General features: G+C 40.1%; 13 protein-coding genes, 1 tRNA gene and 2 pseudogenes. 5 read left to right on the forward strand and 11 right to left on the reverse strand.

The genetic code is table 11. The features are described from left to right. Positions 1 to 2 precede the first annotated feature (2 nt). Both AB5706_RS15030 and AB5706_RS15035 read right to left on the reverse strand, forming a co-directional pair. Positions 3 to 863, reverse strand: a complete 861-nt coding sequence (locus AB5706_RS15030) for a ParB/RepB/Spo0J family partition protein (RefSeq protein WP_173716639.1) — start codon at positions 861 to 863, stop codon at positions 3 to 5. 308 nt (positions 864 to 1,171) lie between these two features. Further along, positions 1,172 to 1,243: transfer RNA gene (locus AB5706_RS15035), tRNA-Arg, on the reverse strand. 487 nt (positions 1,244 to 1,730) lie between these two features. On the opposite strand from AB5706_RS15035, the gene AB5706_RS15040 reads away from it, so the two are divergent. Then, on the forward strand, positions 1,731 to 2,522 hold the full coding sequence (locus tag AB5706_RS15040) for a LytTR family DNA-binding domain-containing protein (RefSeq protein WP_173718474.1): 792 nt from the start codon (positions 1,731 to 1,733) through the stop codon (positions 2,520 to 2,522). A 181-nt stretch (positions 2,523 to 2,703) separates the two neighbouring features. After that, positions 2,704 to 4,686 (forward strand): alkyl/aryl-sulfatase, encoded by a 1,983-nt coding sequence (locus AB5706_RS15045; RefSeq protein ID WP_368366172.1) that lies wholly within the window; start codon positions 2,704 to 2,706, stop codon positions 4,684 to 4,686. Between the two features lie 210 nt (positions 4,687 to 4,896). Here AB5706_RS15045 and AB5706_RS15050 read toward each other — a convergent pair whose 3' ends face one another. From AB5706_RS15050 to AB5706_RS15085, 8 genes are all read right to left on the reverse strand, one after another. Then, positions 4,897 to 6,348: a sensor domain-containing diguanylate cyclase gene (locus AB5706_RS15050; protein ID WP_368366173.1), complete on the reverse strand. Its 1,452-nt coding sequence runs from the start codon at positions 6,346 to 6,348 to the stop codon at positions 4,897 to 4,899. After that, on the reverse strand, positions 6,345 to 7,379 hold the full coding sequence (locus AB5706_RS15055; protein WP_368366174.1) for an ABC transporter substrate-binding protein: 1,035 nt from the start codon (positions 7,377 to 7,379) through the stop codon (positions 6,345 to 6,347). The genes AB5706_RS15050 and AB5706_RS15055 overlap by 4 nt, the downstream gene beginning before the upstream one ends. 400 nt (positions 7,380 to 7,779) lie before the next feature. Then, on the reverse strand, positions 7,780 to 8,967 hold the full coding sequence (locus tag AB5706_RS15060; protein ID WP_368366175.1) for a YgeY family selenium metabolism-linked hydrolase: 1,188 nt from the start codon (positions 8,965 to 8,967) through the stop codon (positions 7,780 to 7,782). A 281-nt stretch (positions 8,968 to 9,248) separates the two neighbouring features. Then, positions 9,249 to 10,121 (reverse strand): DUF3881 family protein, encoded by an 873-nt coding sequence (locus tag AB5706_RS15065; RefSeq protein WP_173716643.1) that lies wholly within the window; start codon positions 10,119 to 10,121, stop codon positions 9,249 to 9,251. Between the two features lie 191 nt (positions 10,122 to 10,312). Further along, positions 10,313 to 11,605 (reverse strand): serine--tRNA ligase, encoded by a 1,293-nt coding sequence (gene serS / locus AB5706_RS15070; RefSeq protein ID WP_148463062.1) that lies wholly within the window; start codon positions 11,603 to 11,605, stop codon positions 10,313 to 10,315. A gap of 235 nt (positions 11,606 to 11,840) precedes the next feature. After that, entirely contained in the window at positions 11,841 to 12,365 is a 525-nt protein-coding gene (locus AB5706_RS15075) for a DUF4446 family protein (RefSeq protein ID WP_118580781.1), read from the reverse strand. Between the two features lie 9 nt (positions 12,366 to 12,374). Next, a complete protein-coding gene (locus AB5706_RS15080; RefSeq protein WP_173769915.1) occupies positions 12,375 to 13,376 on the reverse strand; it encodes a ParB/RepB/Spo0J family partition protein in 1,002 nt (333 codons plus the stop codon). Continuing rightward, complete coding sequence (locus AB5706_RS15085; RefSeq protein WP_148463060.1) at positions 13,376 to 14,143, reverse strand: ParA family protein; 768 nt, start codon at positions 14,141 to 14,143, stop codon at positions 13,376 to 13,378. Before AB5706_RS15085 ends, AB5706_RS15080 begins: the two co-directional genes overlap by 1 nt. A 1,492-nt stretch (positions 14,144 to 15,635) precedes the next feature. Here AB5706_RS15085 and AB5706_RS15090 point away from each other — a divergent pair. Then, entirely contained in the window at positions 15,636 to 16,589 is a 954-nt protein-coding gene (locus AB5706_RS15090) for an alpha/beta fold hydrolase (RefSeq protein ID WP_195409517.1), read from the forward strand. Positions 16,590 to 17,334: 745 nt separating this feature from the next. Then, the gene (locus tag AB5706_RS15095; RefSeq protein ID WP_347708524.1) at positions 17,335 to 17,538 is read left to right on the forward strand and encodes a DUF6783 domain-containing protein; all 204 of its coding nucleotides are present in this window, start codon (positions 17,335 to 17,337) and stop codon (positions 17,536 to 17,538) included. A 118-nt stretch (positions 17,539 to 17,656) separates the two neighbouring features. Here AB5706_RS15095 and AB5706_RS15100 read toward each other — a convergent pair. Beyond that, positions 17,657 to 17,782, reverse strand: a pseudogene (locus tag AB5706_RS15100) (DUF6783 domain-containing protein); the annotation flags it as partial. On the opposite strand from AB5706_RS15100, the pseudogene AB5706_RS15105 reads away from it, so the two are divergent. Next, positions 17,723 to 17,971 (forward strand): annotated as a pseudogene (locus AB5706_RS15105) (DUF6783 domain-containing protein); the annotation flags it as partial. The pseudogenes AB5706_RS15100 and AB5706_RS15105 sit on opposite strands and share 60 nt — an antisense overlap. Positions 17,972 to 17,984: the final 13 nt, after the last annotated feature.

A 17,984-nucleotide genomic window follows, 5' to 3' on the forward strand; every position in this document is an offset into this window, starting at 1 on the left:
CATTATTCAAATGTCATATTGATTTTTAATAGTGTCAGTATTTCTCTTTTCATCTGTTCAGCAGTGTAATAGGATGGAAAATACCTGTATAACTGCTCATTTTTGAAAACCACTCGGTCAATATCTTTCTGCTTAATCTCGCTTAAAAGCTCCTCTATTTTCTCCTGACTAAAATCCCCATCCTCCTGTAATTTTTTAATTCTGATTGCCTGAGACAGATTTGGTGTTCCCAATGTACTCTCCATTGCATCCAGCACAGTCTTCTGATTTTTTTCAGTTAATGATGCCAGTTCCACAGCTATCGTAAATCCCATCGTCTCATCATCCACTTTTTCAAGCAGCTCTGGAATCAGTCTGGTAAGTTTTAAATATCTCTGTACCTGCTTGGGACTGTCCCCACATTCTTCGCTTATGACCTCCACACTCTTTTTCCCGGTCAGATAGTCAACCTGGCTACATTTTCGTCTGCCGGCCTTTCTCTTGAGCACATCATATTTCATCTTATAAGCAAATGCTTTTTCGCTCGGTGAGATCCGCTCCCTCTGTAAATTGGCATCTACCATTGAAATAATGGCATCCTCTTCAAGCATGTATCTGATAATGACCGGAACCTTCGTATACTTCAGTTGCTGTGCTGCATACTTTCTTCTGTGACCTGAAATGATTTCATAAAATCCTTCCGGCCTCGGTCTCACAATCAGAGGATTGAGAATCCCATATTTCTTGATGGATTCCTGCAACTCTTTCATCTGACTGTCTGCCTGTACCTTGAATGGATGATTTTTAAAGTCCCTGAGCCGTTCAATCTCTATCTCAACGACTTTCTCATCTGGATCTCTTTGATCTTCTTTTCGTACTTCCATGTAATCCTCCTTTTCTCCTGGACAAAAAATGCCCAGACTAGACTTGTTACATCTAATCTGAGCATCTATCTTTCTCAGGTCTGAATCGTACAGACAAGAAAACCAAATTTACATCCATTGACAACCCTTTTTCTTCCCTACTCCATATGCCACACATCCGGGTGGAAAATCATAATTTTCAAATGGGTGGCAAAATCTTATTTTGGGTGGATGAAATCCTTCTGTTTTTTCAATTTCGGGTGGAAATTTCCACCCAAGATACAAAAAAAGCAGCAATGACTTTTTCAATCATTACTGCTTAAAATGAGCGTCTCCTATAGGAATCGAACCTACAATAGAGTCTTAGGAGGACCCCGTTATATCCATTTAACTAAGGAGACAAATGCCGTATTTCCGGGCTTTTTCGACCCTTTGGCTCCGGCTGCCATCATCTATAATTCTATCACTTCTGTGATGAACTATCTCTTTCTTATCTCTTCTGATTTTTCAGATTTCGCTTCCTTAAGTGACCCTCAAACGCTACCCTTTTTCTTCAAAAGGGTTCCGCCATGGTTCTACCTTAGGAGGCACTTGTTCTATCCATTAAACTAACAGGACAAATCTGTAGCTTCAATTGTACTATAATTACACACAAATTACAAGACTTTTCTTCTGTTCCGCCCTTACAATGGTTACTGTTCGTTAGAGCATGTTTGAAAAAAGCTTTCTACAAGATGTGCATCACGAAGCAGTTACCACTTCTGAAATATAAATTGATGCACTATACGGTTGGCATCTGTATACTTGTAAGAGCTTTGGCACAGTGCTAGAATAGTAAAAGTTGTATTTTTCAAATAGATTTTTAATTACCAGAAGGAGACCTCAGCCATGCAGCAGGAATTCATTACAGTAACCTTCAATCGCACGAAGATCGCGATCCGATGTGCAGACATTCTCTATGTGATCATGTCAGATGATCATTGCAGGATTCATATGTTTGATGGAAACGTGTATCGTTGCCGAATGACACTGAAAGAATTAAAGAAACAATTGAATGAAGAATTTATTGAGGTAAAACGTGGCTGTATGGTAGCTGTATCTGCAATCAGTGATATTGGAGACAGGATTTTGCTGTCTAATGGTGAGAAAATTTGCTATACAAAACGTAAAAAAAGGGTGCTCAGAGAAGAACTGCAGAAAAATCAGGAGCTTATAATTGCAAAAATCAGTAAAAAAAAGCTGCCGCTGACAGCAGAAGAATATCGCAAATATTATAAAATATGTGATGCTCTCCCTTTTGCATTCACGGATATAGAAATGGTATTCAATGAAGAAAAAAAGGCAGTGGACTGGATCTTCCGCTATGGGAATGAAGCGTTAGCTGCCCTGGAAAAGCAGCCCTTAGACAAGATGATCGGAAGTTCCTTTTCCAGTCTTTTTTCCAATATGGACGCAAAATGGCTTCATGTTTATGAACGTGCCACCTTGTATGGTGAAACACTGGAAATCATGGATTATAGTCCTGAAATAGATACGAATCTGAAAATTATATGTTTTCCTACATTTCCGGGACACTGTGGATGCATTTTGTTTAATGCAGACAAAATGAAATCTATAAGTGAAGAAAATCATCTGGTCAGATTGGTTGAAGTTTCCATGAAAAGTAATTCCTCTAAATAACAAATGTCGTTTTACCGCTTATTAGGTTGATTTACCGCAATAGAAATGTTATTTCTCTATAATTCGATTGTTCCCCTGATACATTCATGCTATATTTTTATTAGATATTGTTTTTTGCAAGCAATTAAGATTTACAGCAGAAAATATCTGAATTTTTTGCAGGACAAGGGGGAAACATATCATGAAAAAGAAAAAAGTGGTTACTTTGATTACCGCCGCATTGACACTTACCATGACTGTCTGTGGCAGTTCCAGCGCAATTGCCGCATCAGAATTAACAGCGGAAAGCAAACTAGCCACCCAGTATACCATTGATGCAAATCAGGAAGTTTATGCATTGCTGGATTTCGAGGATACTGAGGAGTTTGAAAATGCTACAAAGGGTCTTATAGCGTCTCCAGATACTCTGGATATTTATGATGAGAACGGAAAGCTTGTATGGAGTCAGGCGGCATATGCTTTTCTGGATCAGGATGCTCCGGATACAGCGAATCCAAGTCTTTGGAGAGATACACAGCTGAATCATATTTATGGTCTTTTTGAAGTAACCGATGGAATCTATCAGGTGCGTGGCTATGATATGTCAAATGTCACTTTCATAAAAGGTGATACGGGATGGATTGTAGTAGATCCACTGATGAGCATGGAATGTGCGGCAGCGGCTTTTTCCCTGGTGGAAGAGAATCTGGGCACTTTTCCTGTAAAGGCAGTGATTTACAGCCATTCCCATGTTGATCATTTCGGTGGAGTCAGGGGAATTATTTCAGAAGAAGATGTACAATCCGGTGATGTGCAGGTAATTGCACCGGAGGGCTTTGAGAAGCATGCTGTCAGCGAGAATATTTATGCAGGTACTGCCATGGGGCGCAGAGCAAGCTATCAGTATGGAACCATGCTTGAGGCCAGTGAAACAGGAGCTCTTGCCATTGGTATTGGAATGGGGCAGTCCAGGGGCAGTACAAGTTATATTTCTCCTACACTTGAAATCACAGAAACCGGTGAGAAGCATACTATTGATGGAGTGGAAATTGAATTTCAGCTTACTCCGGGTACCGAAGCACCGGCGGAGATGAACTTCTGGATTGGATCGAAAAATGCTTTGTGGATGGCTGAAAACTGTACAGGAACACTCCACAACCTGTATACACTCCGCGGAGCCCAGGTACGTGACGGAAACGCATGGGCAGAGTACATTATGGAATCTCTGGCACTTTATGGTGATCAGGCAGATGTAGTATTCCAGTCTCATAACTGGCCACATTGGGGAAAGGATATTATTCAGGAATATATGACCAATACTGCAGCTGTGTATAAGTTTATTAACGACCAGACATTGCTTTACATTAATGAAGGTTATACGGAGACAGAGATTGCTAATATGATCCAGCTTCCCAAGGAGTTGGAGAAAGTCTGGTATACCCGTCAGTATTATGGCACAGTTTCTCATAATTCGAAGGCAGTATATGAGAAATACATGGGGTGGTATGACGGTAATCCTGTCCATCTTGCTGAACTTACACCATCAGATTATGCACAAAAGCTGGTAGAATATTTCGATGACACAGATGCGGTTCTTGAAAAAGCAAAAGAAGATTTTGCAAAGGGAGAATATCAGTGGGTTGCCCAGATCACCAATACGCTGGTTTTTGCTGATCCGGAAAATATGGATGCACGTTATCTTTGTGCAGATGCATTAGAGCAATTGGGGTATCAGGCAGAATCCGGTCCATGGCGCAGTGCTTACCTTTGTGCGGCACAGGAGCTGCGAAATGGTACAAATACCGATGATGCAACGCGAGGCAATGGTAACGGTGATGTTATTTTACATATGACACCTGAAATGATTTTGGATTATCTGGGAATTCTTGTAGATACAACGAAGGTTCCGGATCTGACGTTTACAGCAAATCTTATATTGCCGGAAGGTAATTATGTACTCCGCGTGAAAAATGGCGTACTTCTTTATCAGAAAGATACACAGGATGCGGATGCTGATGTGACATGGACTACCAAACGTGCCGGACTGCTGTCTATTATTCAGAAAAACGCGGAGAATGTTGTAGCTTTGATCCAGCAGGAGGGTGATGAGACCTGCCTGACACGATTAATGGATGCAGTTACGGTTACCTCAGAGTATAAATATTTTAATATTATCGAGCCATAAAATTTTTATGCAGAAAAACAAGGTTTCGTAAATAACTATACCAATCGCGTAGGATGTGGATGCACTGGACACCTGGACGGCACCAGCCATTACAGAGATTGATCCGGCAAACGTGAATTAATATTTCCACATGATACATTTATCAAGTAAAAAAGGATCCCTCGCAAGGTAGAAGGCTAACAAGCCTCGACCTTGCCGGGATCCTTTCATTTACATTCCTTTCATTTTAAAATCAGCTTTCCCATTCTGTTTCACCTTATACAAAGCCATATCTGCGCTTTTACAAAGAGACATAACGTCTTCTCCCTGTTCCGGAAATGCAGCTCCGCCTGCGCTGGCTGAAAGCTCTACAACCTCTCCTGTAGGCAGTGTAAGCTGCGAAATCATCCTCTGAAACGTTTCCATATAAGTCCGCGCCATTTCCCCTGTAAGATTCTTCAGGTAAACCACAAATTCATCACCGCCATACCGGCCGATTATGCTATCCTCCGGGAAACAGCTTTTCATAGTTTTCGCAAAATGCTTCAGGCAGAAGTCTCCATTGTTATGACCGTAAGTATCATTATAAATTTTAAAATTATCTACATCAATAAAGATGAAGATGCCTGGCGTTTTTTTACGCAATTCTTCTTCCACGGCAATCTGAAAAGCCCTGCGGTTCAGAATTCCGGTAAGAGGATCTGTAGTAGACAATCCCATGTACATTTTCTTATCTTTTTTCTCCAACAGCACAAGGGTCAGCATGTACAGCATCGTGAAGCCTACCAGAATACTTCCGTATACTCCGCCCCAGACGGAAAACTGCTGGGTGATATCAGAAATATTCTTATTTGTCAATTCAACGATCACATACCAGCCTGGCATAACAGAAATACTTCTATAGGAAATTGTAGATTCCTCTCCTCTGATAATAGCGGAAAATCTCCCATCCTTCTTTCCGGAACGCATGTCCTTTATCCACTGGTTGTAGGAATAACCTGCATCATACTGGAAATACTTCTGCTGAAGCAAAAGATTGTTCCAACTGCCAGACGTGCCGGAATTGTCACTAACACAGGTAATAAAATTTTCTGAATCGGCCTTTAACAGATGAATGTTGATCTTGCCCTGAAGAAGCTCATACTCACCCAGCTGTCTGAGATTTTCGATCATAATCGACACATAAAGTGTATGAACCAGTGAAGTATCCCCTACTGGCACAAAAACAGTCATGGTCATATTTCCAGTTCTGCTGGACTGGTAAGGATCCGAGTTAAAAGACGTATCTGAAGCCAACGCCGCCTCATCCAGCTTCTTCTTTTTGATATCGGAAACAGCACAGCTGCTGCCATAGATTTTGCCATCCTTCATAATAAAACCAATATCGTCGAAAACCGTCTTGTCAAGATTTTTCTCCAGCTGTTCCAGGATTTCCTCCGGCTGGGCATTTTCCATAGACCGGATCATCTTTATATCTTCCTGTACATAGTTCTGAAGATATTCCATAGAATCATTCATTTTTTCCGCGTACAGGCCTGTAATCAGCTCCAAATGCTCTGTATTGAAATTCCGCGCAATTCTGCTCAGGTGAAAGTATGCCGCCACGATAATGACAAGGCAGACTGCCAGATACAAAGTCAGCAGGACTTTTCTTTTTCTTTTATTTTTCCTTCGATCTTTCATGAGACAGCATTCTCCATAAGGTAATCAGAATCAACCATAATGACTCCGGTATCAAAATACTTCTGCTCTGATTTTTCTCCCTTTATAAGAGAATTCAGGGAAAGCATTCCCAGATATCCCATCTGATCCTGTTTCTGCAGCACAGTCACTGCATGATACTCCGGATTCTGAAGCATCTGCTTCGTTTCGTCCGCCAGGTCAAAACCAACCAGCACCACATCTGTTCTTTCTTCTTCGAAAAGAGTATTTACGATGCCGACAGTAGATGTGTTATTGCAACCGAAAAAGCCCTTTATATCTGCATTTTCTCTCAATAATGCTGAGGCATCCGATTGTGCCTTTTTCGTACTGCCACCATTAACTCTTATATCCTGAACGATTTCCCACTGCTCCGGTGCATTGCCCGCCCAGAAATTCAGGAATCCGGAAACACGGTTTACCATTGCCTGGGAGGTATCCGATGACAACTGGATTCCCACTTCCAGAGGATCTGTCGGTGAATTTCCTGCATCATACAGCAGCTCCAGCATTTCTTTCGCTGCCATTTCTCCGGCATCTATATTATCTGTCATGTAACAGGCGTCAAATTCGCTGCTGTTAATAGAAGAATCAATAAGTACTACCGGAATATCCTTTTCCCGTACCTTTTGACAGCTGTCTGTCAGTGAATTGGAATCTGCCGGAGCCAGCAGGATTCCGTCAGCGCCTTGCTCCATAGCCTGGTTCATCAGATCAATCTGCCCGGAAATGTCAGTTTCGTTATCAATTCCACCAAGATAAACCGCTTCATCCAGCTTTTTTGCAGCTTCTGTTATACCATCGATTACTTTCTCCCAATAGGCACCATGATAATTTTTCAGAATAACATAGATTTGCTTATCGCTTTCCGGATTGGAAATACAGGTATAGTCCACCACTGCGGGCTGCTCTGCTGCCTCCTCCATGTTTGCCTTCGAACTCCCCGAGCAGCCTCCCAGCAGAACAGATGCCACTCCCACAAAAATCAACCGATATGCTTTCGTTCGTCTCATTTTTTCCCCAGTACTTATACTCCAAATTGTAACGCTTGCAGCGCAGATATTGAATAGTTACCAGATATTTTACATTTTTGCATATATTTTTTGTGTATATCTGATATATTATATGCCTGATGTATAAGGGCTGTCAATGTCTATTCTTCACGATTCCCAGTCTGCATCCTCCGTTTCTGATTTCTGTTATCTATAATCATAAAAAAGCACTCCCTTCCAAGTAATAGTATACTCAAAAGAGAATGCTCTCTACATTATTTTCACTATATTGTGCCTTGCCAGTTACTGGTCACTTGTAACATTCCGCGAGGTGTTTTTGTGAACGGAATGAACAATAGACCTTTCCCAAGTACATGTAAAAAGGCTTCTGCACGATGTACATCATAGTTTGTGGCATATCTCATCCCAACAACGCCTTCATAACCCCCGCATAGCACACCGACACATTTGTCAGATCTTCCACCTCCGCATACTCATCAATGGTATGCGCCAGATTTTCCCTTGCAGGTCCCATTCCAATAGTACGTATGCCAGCCTCTCCTGCATAATGGCTTCCATTTGTACAGAAATTATAGGTAGTTACTTCTGGAGAAAATCCCTCTTTTTCCAGTTCGGATTTTATTTTTTCCACCCACTCCTCTTCTGCGCCAAACAGCCAGCCTGGGAAAAAGCGTTCTCCCTGGATTTTTTCTCCGGTGTAGCATTCCTCTTTTCCCACTGCATAAGAAACCTTATAGGAAAACTGCGGATCCTTTTTCTTCAGCTCTTCCATTTTTTCAATGATTGGCTGAAGCACGCTTTCCTTGGTTTCACCTACCAGAAGTCTGCGGTCATAGGTTGCACGGCAGTATTCCGGAACAACGGAGGCTCCTGGATATGGGGAAGATTTTACATCTGTCAGCTCCAGGATTCCTTTTCCCAGTTTATCCTGGACAGGCGGTTCGATCTCGCGGATAGTCTGAATGGCCTCACACATTTTATATACTGCATTTACGCCCTTTTCCGGGTTTGCTGAATGTGCCGGGACACCAAAGGTCTCAACCACAATTTCCGCACGGCCACGCTGGCCTACCTTCAAATTCATTTCAGAAGCTTCACCAATTACCACATAATCCGGTTTCACTTTCTCACTTATTTTTCGCGCAGCAACACCTTCGAAGCATTCTTCATGCACAACACCGGCCACATATACATCTCCGGCAAAATTTTTCCCATTTTCCACCGCATATCTATGCGCAGCAACTGTAAATGCGGCTACCGCACCTTTCATATCAGCAGCTCCTCTTCCATAAAGCTTTCCATCTTCAACAACTGCATGAAATGGATCATGTTTCCAATCCTTTAAATTTCCAACTGGAACCGTGTCTATATGTCCATCAAACAGGACTTTCGAACCATGATTTTTTCCTTTAATATGACCGATCACATTTCCGTAGCAGTCAGTTTCTATCTCATCGAAAACACCGGTCTCTTTCATATACGCCTTTAAAGCTTCCGCCGCTTTATCCTCGTGTCCTGAATAGCTCTGACAGTTTATCAGACTTTTGGCCAGCTCAATTACTTTTTCGTCCCATTTTTCACTTATCATCTACAAATACCTGTGTTGCACCAAGATTAGTTCTCAGTCCCATTAAAATTGTTTTCAATTTTTTCATAGTTAATTTCCGCCTCGTAAAAAAATTGTTTTTAAGTCTGAAAAAGGCGCAGACACATTGAAGTGTTCTACGCCTTTGTAGTTTCGTTTGCTTTTTGATGGTTCTGCATTATAGGAGCTTTTTTCGAAGTTGTCAAGAGCTTTTTTATTAACTTTGAGATTGTGTTTTATAACTTAAATTAAATTAGTCTATAAATATGAATCTAAAGATTCGTCTAAAAATGCAGCTGCCCCTGCAGCCAAATCAGCCCCTTAAATCTGCGTCCCACAGCCGGTTCTCCTAGCAGATCCGCACAGTTTATACACACATCGAACTGGATATCATTGCACTCGATGGTCATCTGGCACAATTTCTCACCAGTGAGAATGTTCTTAAAATTCACAAAATCCACGATCTCGCCCATCACACTATACTGGTCACATTCAATTCCATGAGGCATAAAACAGGTATCCACAATTGTCAGCACATCATCTGTAACAATACGCTCAGAAATCATGGAATACATATCCATATCTTCCATTGTAAGGTCTTCCATGGCTTCTTCATCACCATTTCTGGCAGCCGCGATCAGATTATTGCGGTTTTTTGTCAGCTCTCGCTCTACTTTTACAGCTTCTTTATCTTTCTGAACCGGAAAAAGGATCTTCCCTTCTCTTGCCAGTCCTGTAATCGTCAGTGGCTGTCCTTCACGCACATTCCCCTTATACTTCTCCAGCATATATTCTGCAGGATTCTGAAGATAAAAGATCAAAGTCACTCCAAGGCGCATGTCATCACACGCCCCTGCGTAAGACTCTTTTTCTGCGTGTCTCTCCACGACTACACTCTCCTGAGAGGTGATTCCTGTGCCGCGAAAAAATGGAAATGAATATTCTACGTGAAACTCATTGTCTTCATCATACTGTCCACAGACTGTTATTCCACAGTCACAGCCATAATTCTTGGAATATTGTACAAAAACTCCATCCGGATGATTCTCCACTGCAATTTTCTCATCGTAAGTATTTATCACATCCTGAATGATTTCCTGCATTTCTTTACGTAACTTTACCTTTGAAAAGCCAACAGTTCTTAAATAACTATGCACATTATCACCTCCCTGTTAAGCAGTCTTATTGCAAATCAAACAATTTTTCAGATATTCAGATATTCTCCGGATCATCTGATATTTTACTTTTGATCTATTACTATTTTCAGATCATTTACTTTTAATATTACTATTTTCAGCTCAAAGTCCCATTTTGGGTATTTTTGTGCTATTTCATTTTTTAAGTCCAATTATTTGGACTTTTTCTCGATTTTTGTCATTCCACCCATGTATGGCTGAAGGGCAACTGGAATATTTACGCTTCCATCTGCATTCAGGTTGTTCTCAAGGAACGCGATCAGCATTCTTGGCGGAGCAACAACTGTGTTATTAAGAGTATGAGCAAGATATTTCTTGCCATCTTTTCCGTTTACACGGATTTTCAGACGACGTGCCTGTGCATCACCAAGGTTGGAGCAGCTTCCTACCTCAAAGTATTTCTTCTGTCTTGGAGACCATGCTTCAACATCCAGGGATTTTACTTTCAGGTCTGCCAGGTCACCAGAGCAGCATTCCAGTGTACGAACCGGAATATCCAGGGAACGAAACAGATCAACAGTGTTCTGCCACAGTTTGTCAAACCACATCTTGCTGTCCTCTGGATTGCAAACTACGATCATCTCCTGCTTCTCGAACTGATGGATACGGTAAACGCCTCTCTCTTCAAGTCCATGAGCACCTTTCTCTTTACGGAAGCATGGAGAATAACTTGTAAGAGTTTTTGGAAGCTCTTCTTCCGGAATGATCTGGTCAATAAATTTACCAATCATAGAATGCTCACTGGTTCCGATCAGGTACAGATCCTCACCTTCGATCTTGTACATCATGGCATCCATCTCAGCGAAGCTCATAACACCTGTAACAACGTTACTTCTGATCATGAACGGCGGTACACAGTATGTGAATCCTCTGTTAATCATGAAATCACGTGCATATGCAATAACAGCAGAATGAAGTCTTGCGATATCACCCATCAGATAATAGAAACCATTACCAGCAACACGTCTTGCGCTATCAAGGTCGATTCCGTCAAAAGCTTCCATGATTTCTGTATGATACGGAACTTCGAAATCCGGAACAACAGGCTCACCAAATTTCTCAATCTCAACGTTCTCGCTGTCATCTTTACCAATCGGTACAGATGGGTCAATGATATTCGGGATTACCATCATATCCTTCAGAAGCTCTTCCTCAACTTCTTTCTCTCTCTTGGAAAGTTCCTCAATACGCTCACCGGAAGCTGCAACCTGTTTCTTAACTTCCTCTGCTTCATCCTTCTTTCCCTGGCCCATAAGAGCACCAATCTGTTTGGAAATTTTATTTCTCTCTGCACGAAGAGCTTCTACTTCCTGTTTGATCTCGCGGTTTTCCTTATCCAACTCCAGAACCTTGTCAACCAGCTCCAGTTTGCTGTCCTGGAATTTATTGCGGATGTTCTGCTTTACGATTTCCGGGTTCTCTCTCACAAATTTAATGTCTAACATGTCTTCCTCCTGTACTGATACTTTATTTTTATGGCAAATATCTGTTTTATTTTTCCATATCTCTTTTTGTAGCGAGTATCTGTTTTATTTTTCTCTTTTTGTGGCAAGTATCTGTTTTGTTTTCGTTTTATAACAATATTGTCATTACTATTTATTTTTTATAACATTTTTGTCATTTTTTGCTGTTTTTTTATGACTTATATTCATTTTTTACCAACTGTTCGCAGCAATCAATTTACTCATCTTTTTCAATATTTTCCAAGCCAAAATTTACAGCTTTTCTAAGGGCTTCAAGTTCTTCCTGGCTCAACATTACATAGGACTCTCCCTTTACAATTTCTTTCAGATAAAGGAAGCAATTATCTCTGCTGTGTACTGCATTCAAAATTACTCCGGAATTATCCTGATCCAACAAAGCCAGTGCAAAACTAAGTTTTCCGCCTACATCATCGAACGCATCATACTTTTCAACGCCATATTTGCTGAACATAGATTCCAAATGATGTTTGATAAAGCTGATGTCGTGCTCATGATCCTCTTTTGCTTCATAAAGGCGGTCAATCTGAGCGAATTTTCGTACAAAAACTTTCTCAAGAGATTGTGCGTCACTGCCTTTCATGAACATTTTGTATTTACGTTCCAAACGGCTAAGCCTCATTTTGCTGCTGAATACATTCACCGCCAGAACGATGGTCAGAATCAGCAGTAAAATAATAATGATACCCGGGTCGATTCCCAGGCTGTCAAAAATACTGCTCATGCACTCTCCTTATCTTATTGATTCAAACAACTCAATGATTCTTTCCAGTTCATCTCTGGAATAATATTCAATTTCAATTTTACCTTTATTATTTTTCTTTCTGTGGATAAAAACCCGGGTTCCCATAATGCCCTTCATTTTCTCCTCGAGACTCTCGTAAATCGCATCTTCAGCTGTATTTACCGTCTTCTGAGTTTTCTTCGGTGGCTCCACAATATGTTTTACCAGTTTTTCAGTCTCTCGAACGCTTAATTTCTCATCAAAAACCTTCATTGCCACACTTGTCTGCTTATCCTTGTCTGTAATTGCAAGAATTGCACGAGCATGCCCAGCTGAAATCATCTCATCAATCAGCATCTGCTGAACTCTTTCATCCAATTTCAAAAGGCGAAGGGAATTAGTCACTGCAGTTCTGCTCTTAGAAACGCGTTCTGCAATATTATCCTGTTTCAGCTTAAATTCATCGATCAGGCGCTTATAGGCCATCGCTTCCTCTATTGGATTTAAGTCTTCCCGCTGAATATTTTCAATCAGGGAAATCTCAACTACCTGCTGATCATTAAATTCCTTAATGATTACCGGAACTTCTTTCAATCCGGCAAGTTTGGCTGCTCTCCATCTTCTCTCGCCTGCAATAATCTCATAGTAATCGCCTTTATCCGAAACCAGAAGTGGCTGTAAGATGCCAAACTGCTTAATTGATTCAGATAATTCCAGTAAAGCATCCTCATCAAACTGCTTGCGTGGCTGAGTTCTGTTTGGCTCTACCTTTGAAATCTTCACAAGCATTTCAGATTTCTTCGGTTCTTCAACTACTGTAGCTTGTGCTGTATCTTTTGTTTCTGCAGCACTCTTCACTACTGAAGCATTCAAAGAACCTTCTTCCTGCTGATGTAAGCTTTCATTTGTGGCAACTGGCTTTTGCTCTGGTTTTTTTTCAGCTGGCTTCACTGACTTCTCCGGGAAAAGAGCATCCAGACCTCTTCCAAGACCTTTCTTCTTAACTGCCATTACTCAACCTCCCTGTTTATCACTTCTTCCGCAAGAAGGCGATAAGCTTCTGCTCCTGTGGATCTCGGATCATAAAGAGTAATCGGCTGTCCGTAACTTGGAGCTTCTGCCAGTCTGACATTTCTCGGAATAATGGTCTTGTAAATATTCTGCTGAAGATTTTCCTTAACATTCTCTACTACCTGTAGCGATAAATTTGTACGGGCATCATACATAGTAAACACAACGCCCTCAATCTCAAGATCATTATTCAGCCTGTCCTTTACCAGATCAATAGTATGTATCAGCTGTGATAATCCTTCCAATGCATAGTACTCACACTGAATCGGAACCAAAACAGATGTCGCAGCAGTAAGTGCATTAATAGTAAGCATATTCAGAGATGGGGGACAATCAATAATAATATAATCATAATTATTCTTTATTTTGTCAGTAATCTCTTTCAATATGTATTCTTTATTATCAATACCAACAAGCTCAATCTCTGCGCCAGACAGATTTACATTTGATGGTATCAAATCTACATTTTCTACTACATCTTTGACAATCGTCTTCTCAACATCGGACTGTCCTACCAGAAGTTCATACAAGGTATCTTCTACTTCATTTTTATCAACACCTAATCCACTGGTAGTGTTTCCCTGAGGATCCATGTCAATTGTCAGAACCTTTTTTCCCTGTTCTGCCAGGCATGCAGAAAGATTAATGGCTGTGGTAGATTTGCCAACGCCGCCTTTCTGATTAGCAACCGCAATCGTTCTGCCCAATATCAACCCTCCCTTTCATATTATTTAGGTTACTGTTCACACAACATTTTTGTAAAAAGCAACATGTTTAATTGTAAAAAAGAAGCCTGCTTGCAGGATTCTCCACCTACGGCGGGGCACCTCGAGCGCCATCTAACTTTCTGCCACAGTGTAATCCTACCTGGTAGGGCTTTTTATGCAATAGAAAATTTTAACAGAATTTCTTATTACATAAAAATGTTTCACGTGAAACATTTTGCAAATTTTAATTGCACACAATAACCAAAGTTTATAGATTACACCACCATCCTACAGGTTCTGCAATCTTATCATATAACTATTGCTATTATAACACTTTTAAATTTATCTCGCCACATAATGTTTCACGTGAAACATAGAAAATGGCATTTCTTTTCATAAAAATATTGTCTATTTTTATCTTCTTATTAATTATAACCCTGATTGTGGGATTTTAAACATTTTTTGGAATGTATTTGTTGGAAGTCAACATATTAAAAAAATTATCATTAATTTCTATTGCTATTTAATTGGTTGGTCGTTATTCCGGACGCGATTTCACAATGTATATTCACCGCCGCGCGTCGCAACGTTCCGGCAAGCTAATGACTAACTGCGACTAAGACGCTCAGGAGAACCTTCGCGCCTAAGTCTCCGTAAGTCATGGATCTCGCCTCCACTAAAACCGCTCCTGAAATGCGCGGCTTGCGAATATACATTGCAAAATCGCTGGTTACTGGAAAGGGAAGAAAGAAACAGTAACGACAACAACGGGGGTGGGGTGAAGTAGTTGGTATCCCGCAACTTTATTGTTTTTTCTAATCTATCGTTGTCAAGAAAGTATCGGGAAACCAATCACTCCCCCTCCCCCTTCGTTAAAAGTTCTTACCAACCAGCAAGTCCCAGCCAGTACACAGCATTTGGGCAATGTGTATTACTCCAGCGAGCCATTTTAGGCGCGCTCTTAGCGTAAGCGAAATCCAGCGCTTAGGTCGACTAATGCGTGAGGGTTCTCCCGAACGCATTAGTCGCAGTTAGCGATTAGTTCGCTGCAGCGTTGCGCCGGCGAGTGAGTAATACACATTGTCCAAATGCGTCCGCATTGAAGAACTTTTAATCAATTAAATAGGAATAGGTTTGGTAAAGCCAATAAAATCGCGAAGTATCAACCATATCTAAACAGGTTATCAAAAGCAAATAATATGTCTTTTTTCGTGAAGCATGTTACTGGTCACGAAATGAGCAGCAATCAGTAGCTGTTCACCGGTAATGCTCCGCGAGGTGTTTTTTGTGAAAAAGTTCACAGAAAGCCCGAGAATTGCGGCGCGAAATCATGCAAAGCATGATTTCTGTACATCGCGAAGCGCGTTACTGTTCACTCCGTTCACAGTAACTCAATATTCTGTCAATTCCTATTTATACGTCAAAAAACATTGTAAAATCAACCTCTTTGGCGTATAATATACATACAAACCCAAAGGAGGTCCTCTATAAAATGAAAGACACTAAACATAAAATTCTGACTCTGGCTGCGTTGACTACGATTGCCGCTGGTGTCATCCATCTCACCAATAGAGTAATTGTTGCCTCTTCCCAGTTAAAAGAAATGCTTGATTTTTCCAATCACAACTATTATAATTGGCGTTTTGGAAAAATATATTATACCAAGAAAGGAAAAGGCTCTCCTCTTCTTCTTATTCATGATACAATGCCTGGAGCCAGTGGATATGAATGGTCTCGTGTTGAAGATCAGCTTGCTCAAGAGCACACCGTATATACCCTTGATCTATTAGGTTGCGGACGTTCGGAAAAAGCTGGAATTACATATACAAATTTTCTTTTCGTACAAATTATCTGCGATTTTATAAAAAATGTAATTAAAGAGAAAACCGACATCATTGCAAGTGGTTTCTCATGTTCATTTGTTACTACTGCCGCTGCTTACGATAAAGAAAGCATTAATAAAATCATGTTTATCAATCCAGTAAGCATGATTTCTCTTGCCCAAACTACCACAAAAAAGGATAAATTATTCAAATTCTTTATCGAACTGCCTATATTTGGAACCTTTATCTACCACATAATTGTTTCACGTGAAACAATTAATGATTTCTTCCTCGATAAGCTTTATTATAATCCATTCCATGTAGACAAAGATGTCCTGGATGCATATTATGAAGCTGCACACAAAGGTGGTTATTATGCAAAATGCCTATACTCCAGCCAAAGTGCCAAATATATGAATATCAACATTCGTCATGCTGTAGAATCAATCGATAATAGTATTTATATCGTAGAGGGCGAAGATGAACCAAATGGTGCCGGAATTGTAGAAGCTTATCAGAAAGTAAATCCCGCAATTGAGTCAGCAACTATTCCATGTTCCAAGCATTTTCCACATATTGAGAATGTAGAAGCGTTTCTTGAGCAGGTTGGTGCATTCTTTTAATTAAAATAAAAATATAGATATGTCTTCAAAGCAGAATAAAAACTTCGAGATTGTATAATATAATCCCGAAGTTTTTTGTTATTGTAATAATAATTTATTATACTTTTCCTGCTCTTTCTATATTTCCAGAGCATATTAAAAAAAGTTTTCTACAAGATGTACGTCACAATTTGTGGGGCTTTGATCAGGATGAGGGCGCCGTAGCGGGCTGTGGCAAGTGAATTCAGGAAAAATATACTGCAAAGTGGAGACGTGCAGATTGCAGGAATAATTTCCAAGCACAATCCAAAGCTTTTTCGCATCGTTTTATTGTTTTTTCAATTATGTGCTGTTCTATTTTATCTTTATACAATCTTTTTGTTTTAATCAGAATTGTTTAAAATTACATTTCAACATGATAATATATTTTTTAGAGATCTTTTGCGGTTTTATTTGCTCGTTTCACTATTTAAAGTACGATAAATAGGTCTCTATTCTGCTTTTGCATCTATAAGTGTTATTTATTGGACTTTGTTGTATATTTTAGTAAGTTTTTGTTTTATAAAAACTATTATTTTGCTTTATATTCACCGTAATATTACAGAAAGTAATAGCAAAGTTTCTGTTTTCGAACTTTTTATATGCCTGCTAATGTAAAACCATATGAATAGAAGTCAAAGATTTTCAAAATTTATTTCAAAAAAACAATGCATATAAAAATTTGAACAGATAAAATAGCTAACGTTAATTACATATTTCATACCATTTGAAATGTCAGCAGACCAGAGCGTGTTTAAAAAAGGTATTCCGCAAGATATATGTCACAATTTATGGGAAATTTTATCCGGATGAAGGCATCGTAACGTGCTACGACAACCGAATTCAGACAAAATATACCGCAAAATCAGGCGTGCAGATTGCAGGAATGATTTTTAAATGTGTATCACAATTCACAGGAACTTTAGCTTAAATTCAGTTGCTGTAGTGAAGCACAGCGACTGAATCTAAATGAATATATAACAAAGAAAGGCGTACAGATTACAGGAATGATTTTTCAAGCACTCTCTCGCACATTGTTTTTGAAATAACTATACCCCCCATTTTCCGCGGATTCGTTTACATAAATAAACCTTAGAGCCTGTTTGAAAAAGGCTTTCTGCAAAATGTTCGTCACAATTTGTAGGAGTTTTCACCCGGATGAGGACGCCGTAGCGGGCTACGGTAACCGAATTCGGGTGAAATATACTGCAAAGTGGGGCGCGCAGATTGCGGGACCGCTATTTCAAACACGATCTGACGTAGCCCACCACGCTTTTTTTCACCCATACCTTCAATTTCTCGCATCCCGCTTGATCAATATCGTTATTTACAAAACGATGTACGAGCGTATTCATATTCGGTAAAATTTTTATGCAG

This window comes from Ruminococcus sp. RTP21484sp1_RTP21277st1_D2_RTP21277_210401 (assembly GCF_040924225.1).
GTDB classification, from domain to species: Bacteria; Bacillota; Clostridia; order Lachnospirales; family Lachnospiraceae; genus Blautia_A; species Blautia_A faecis.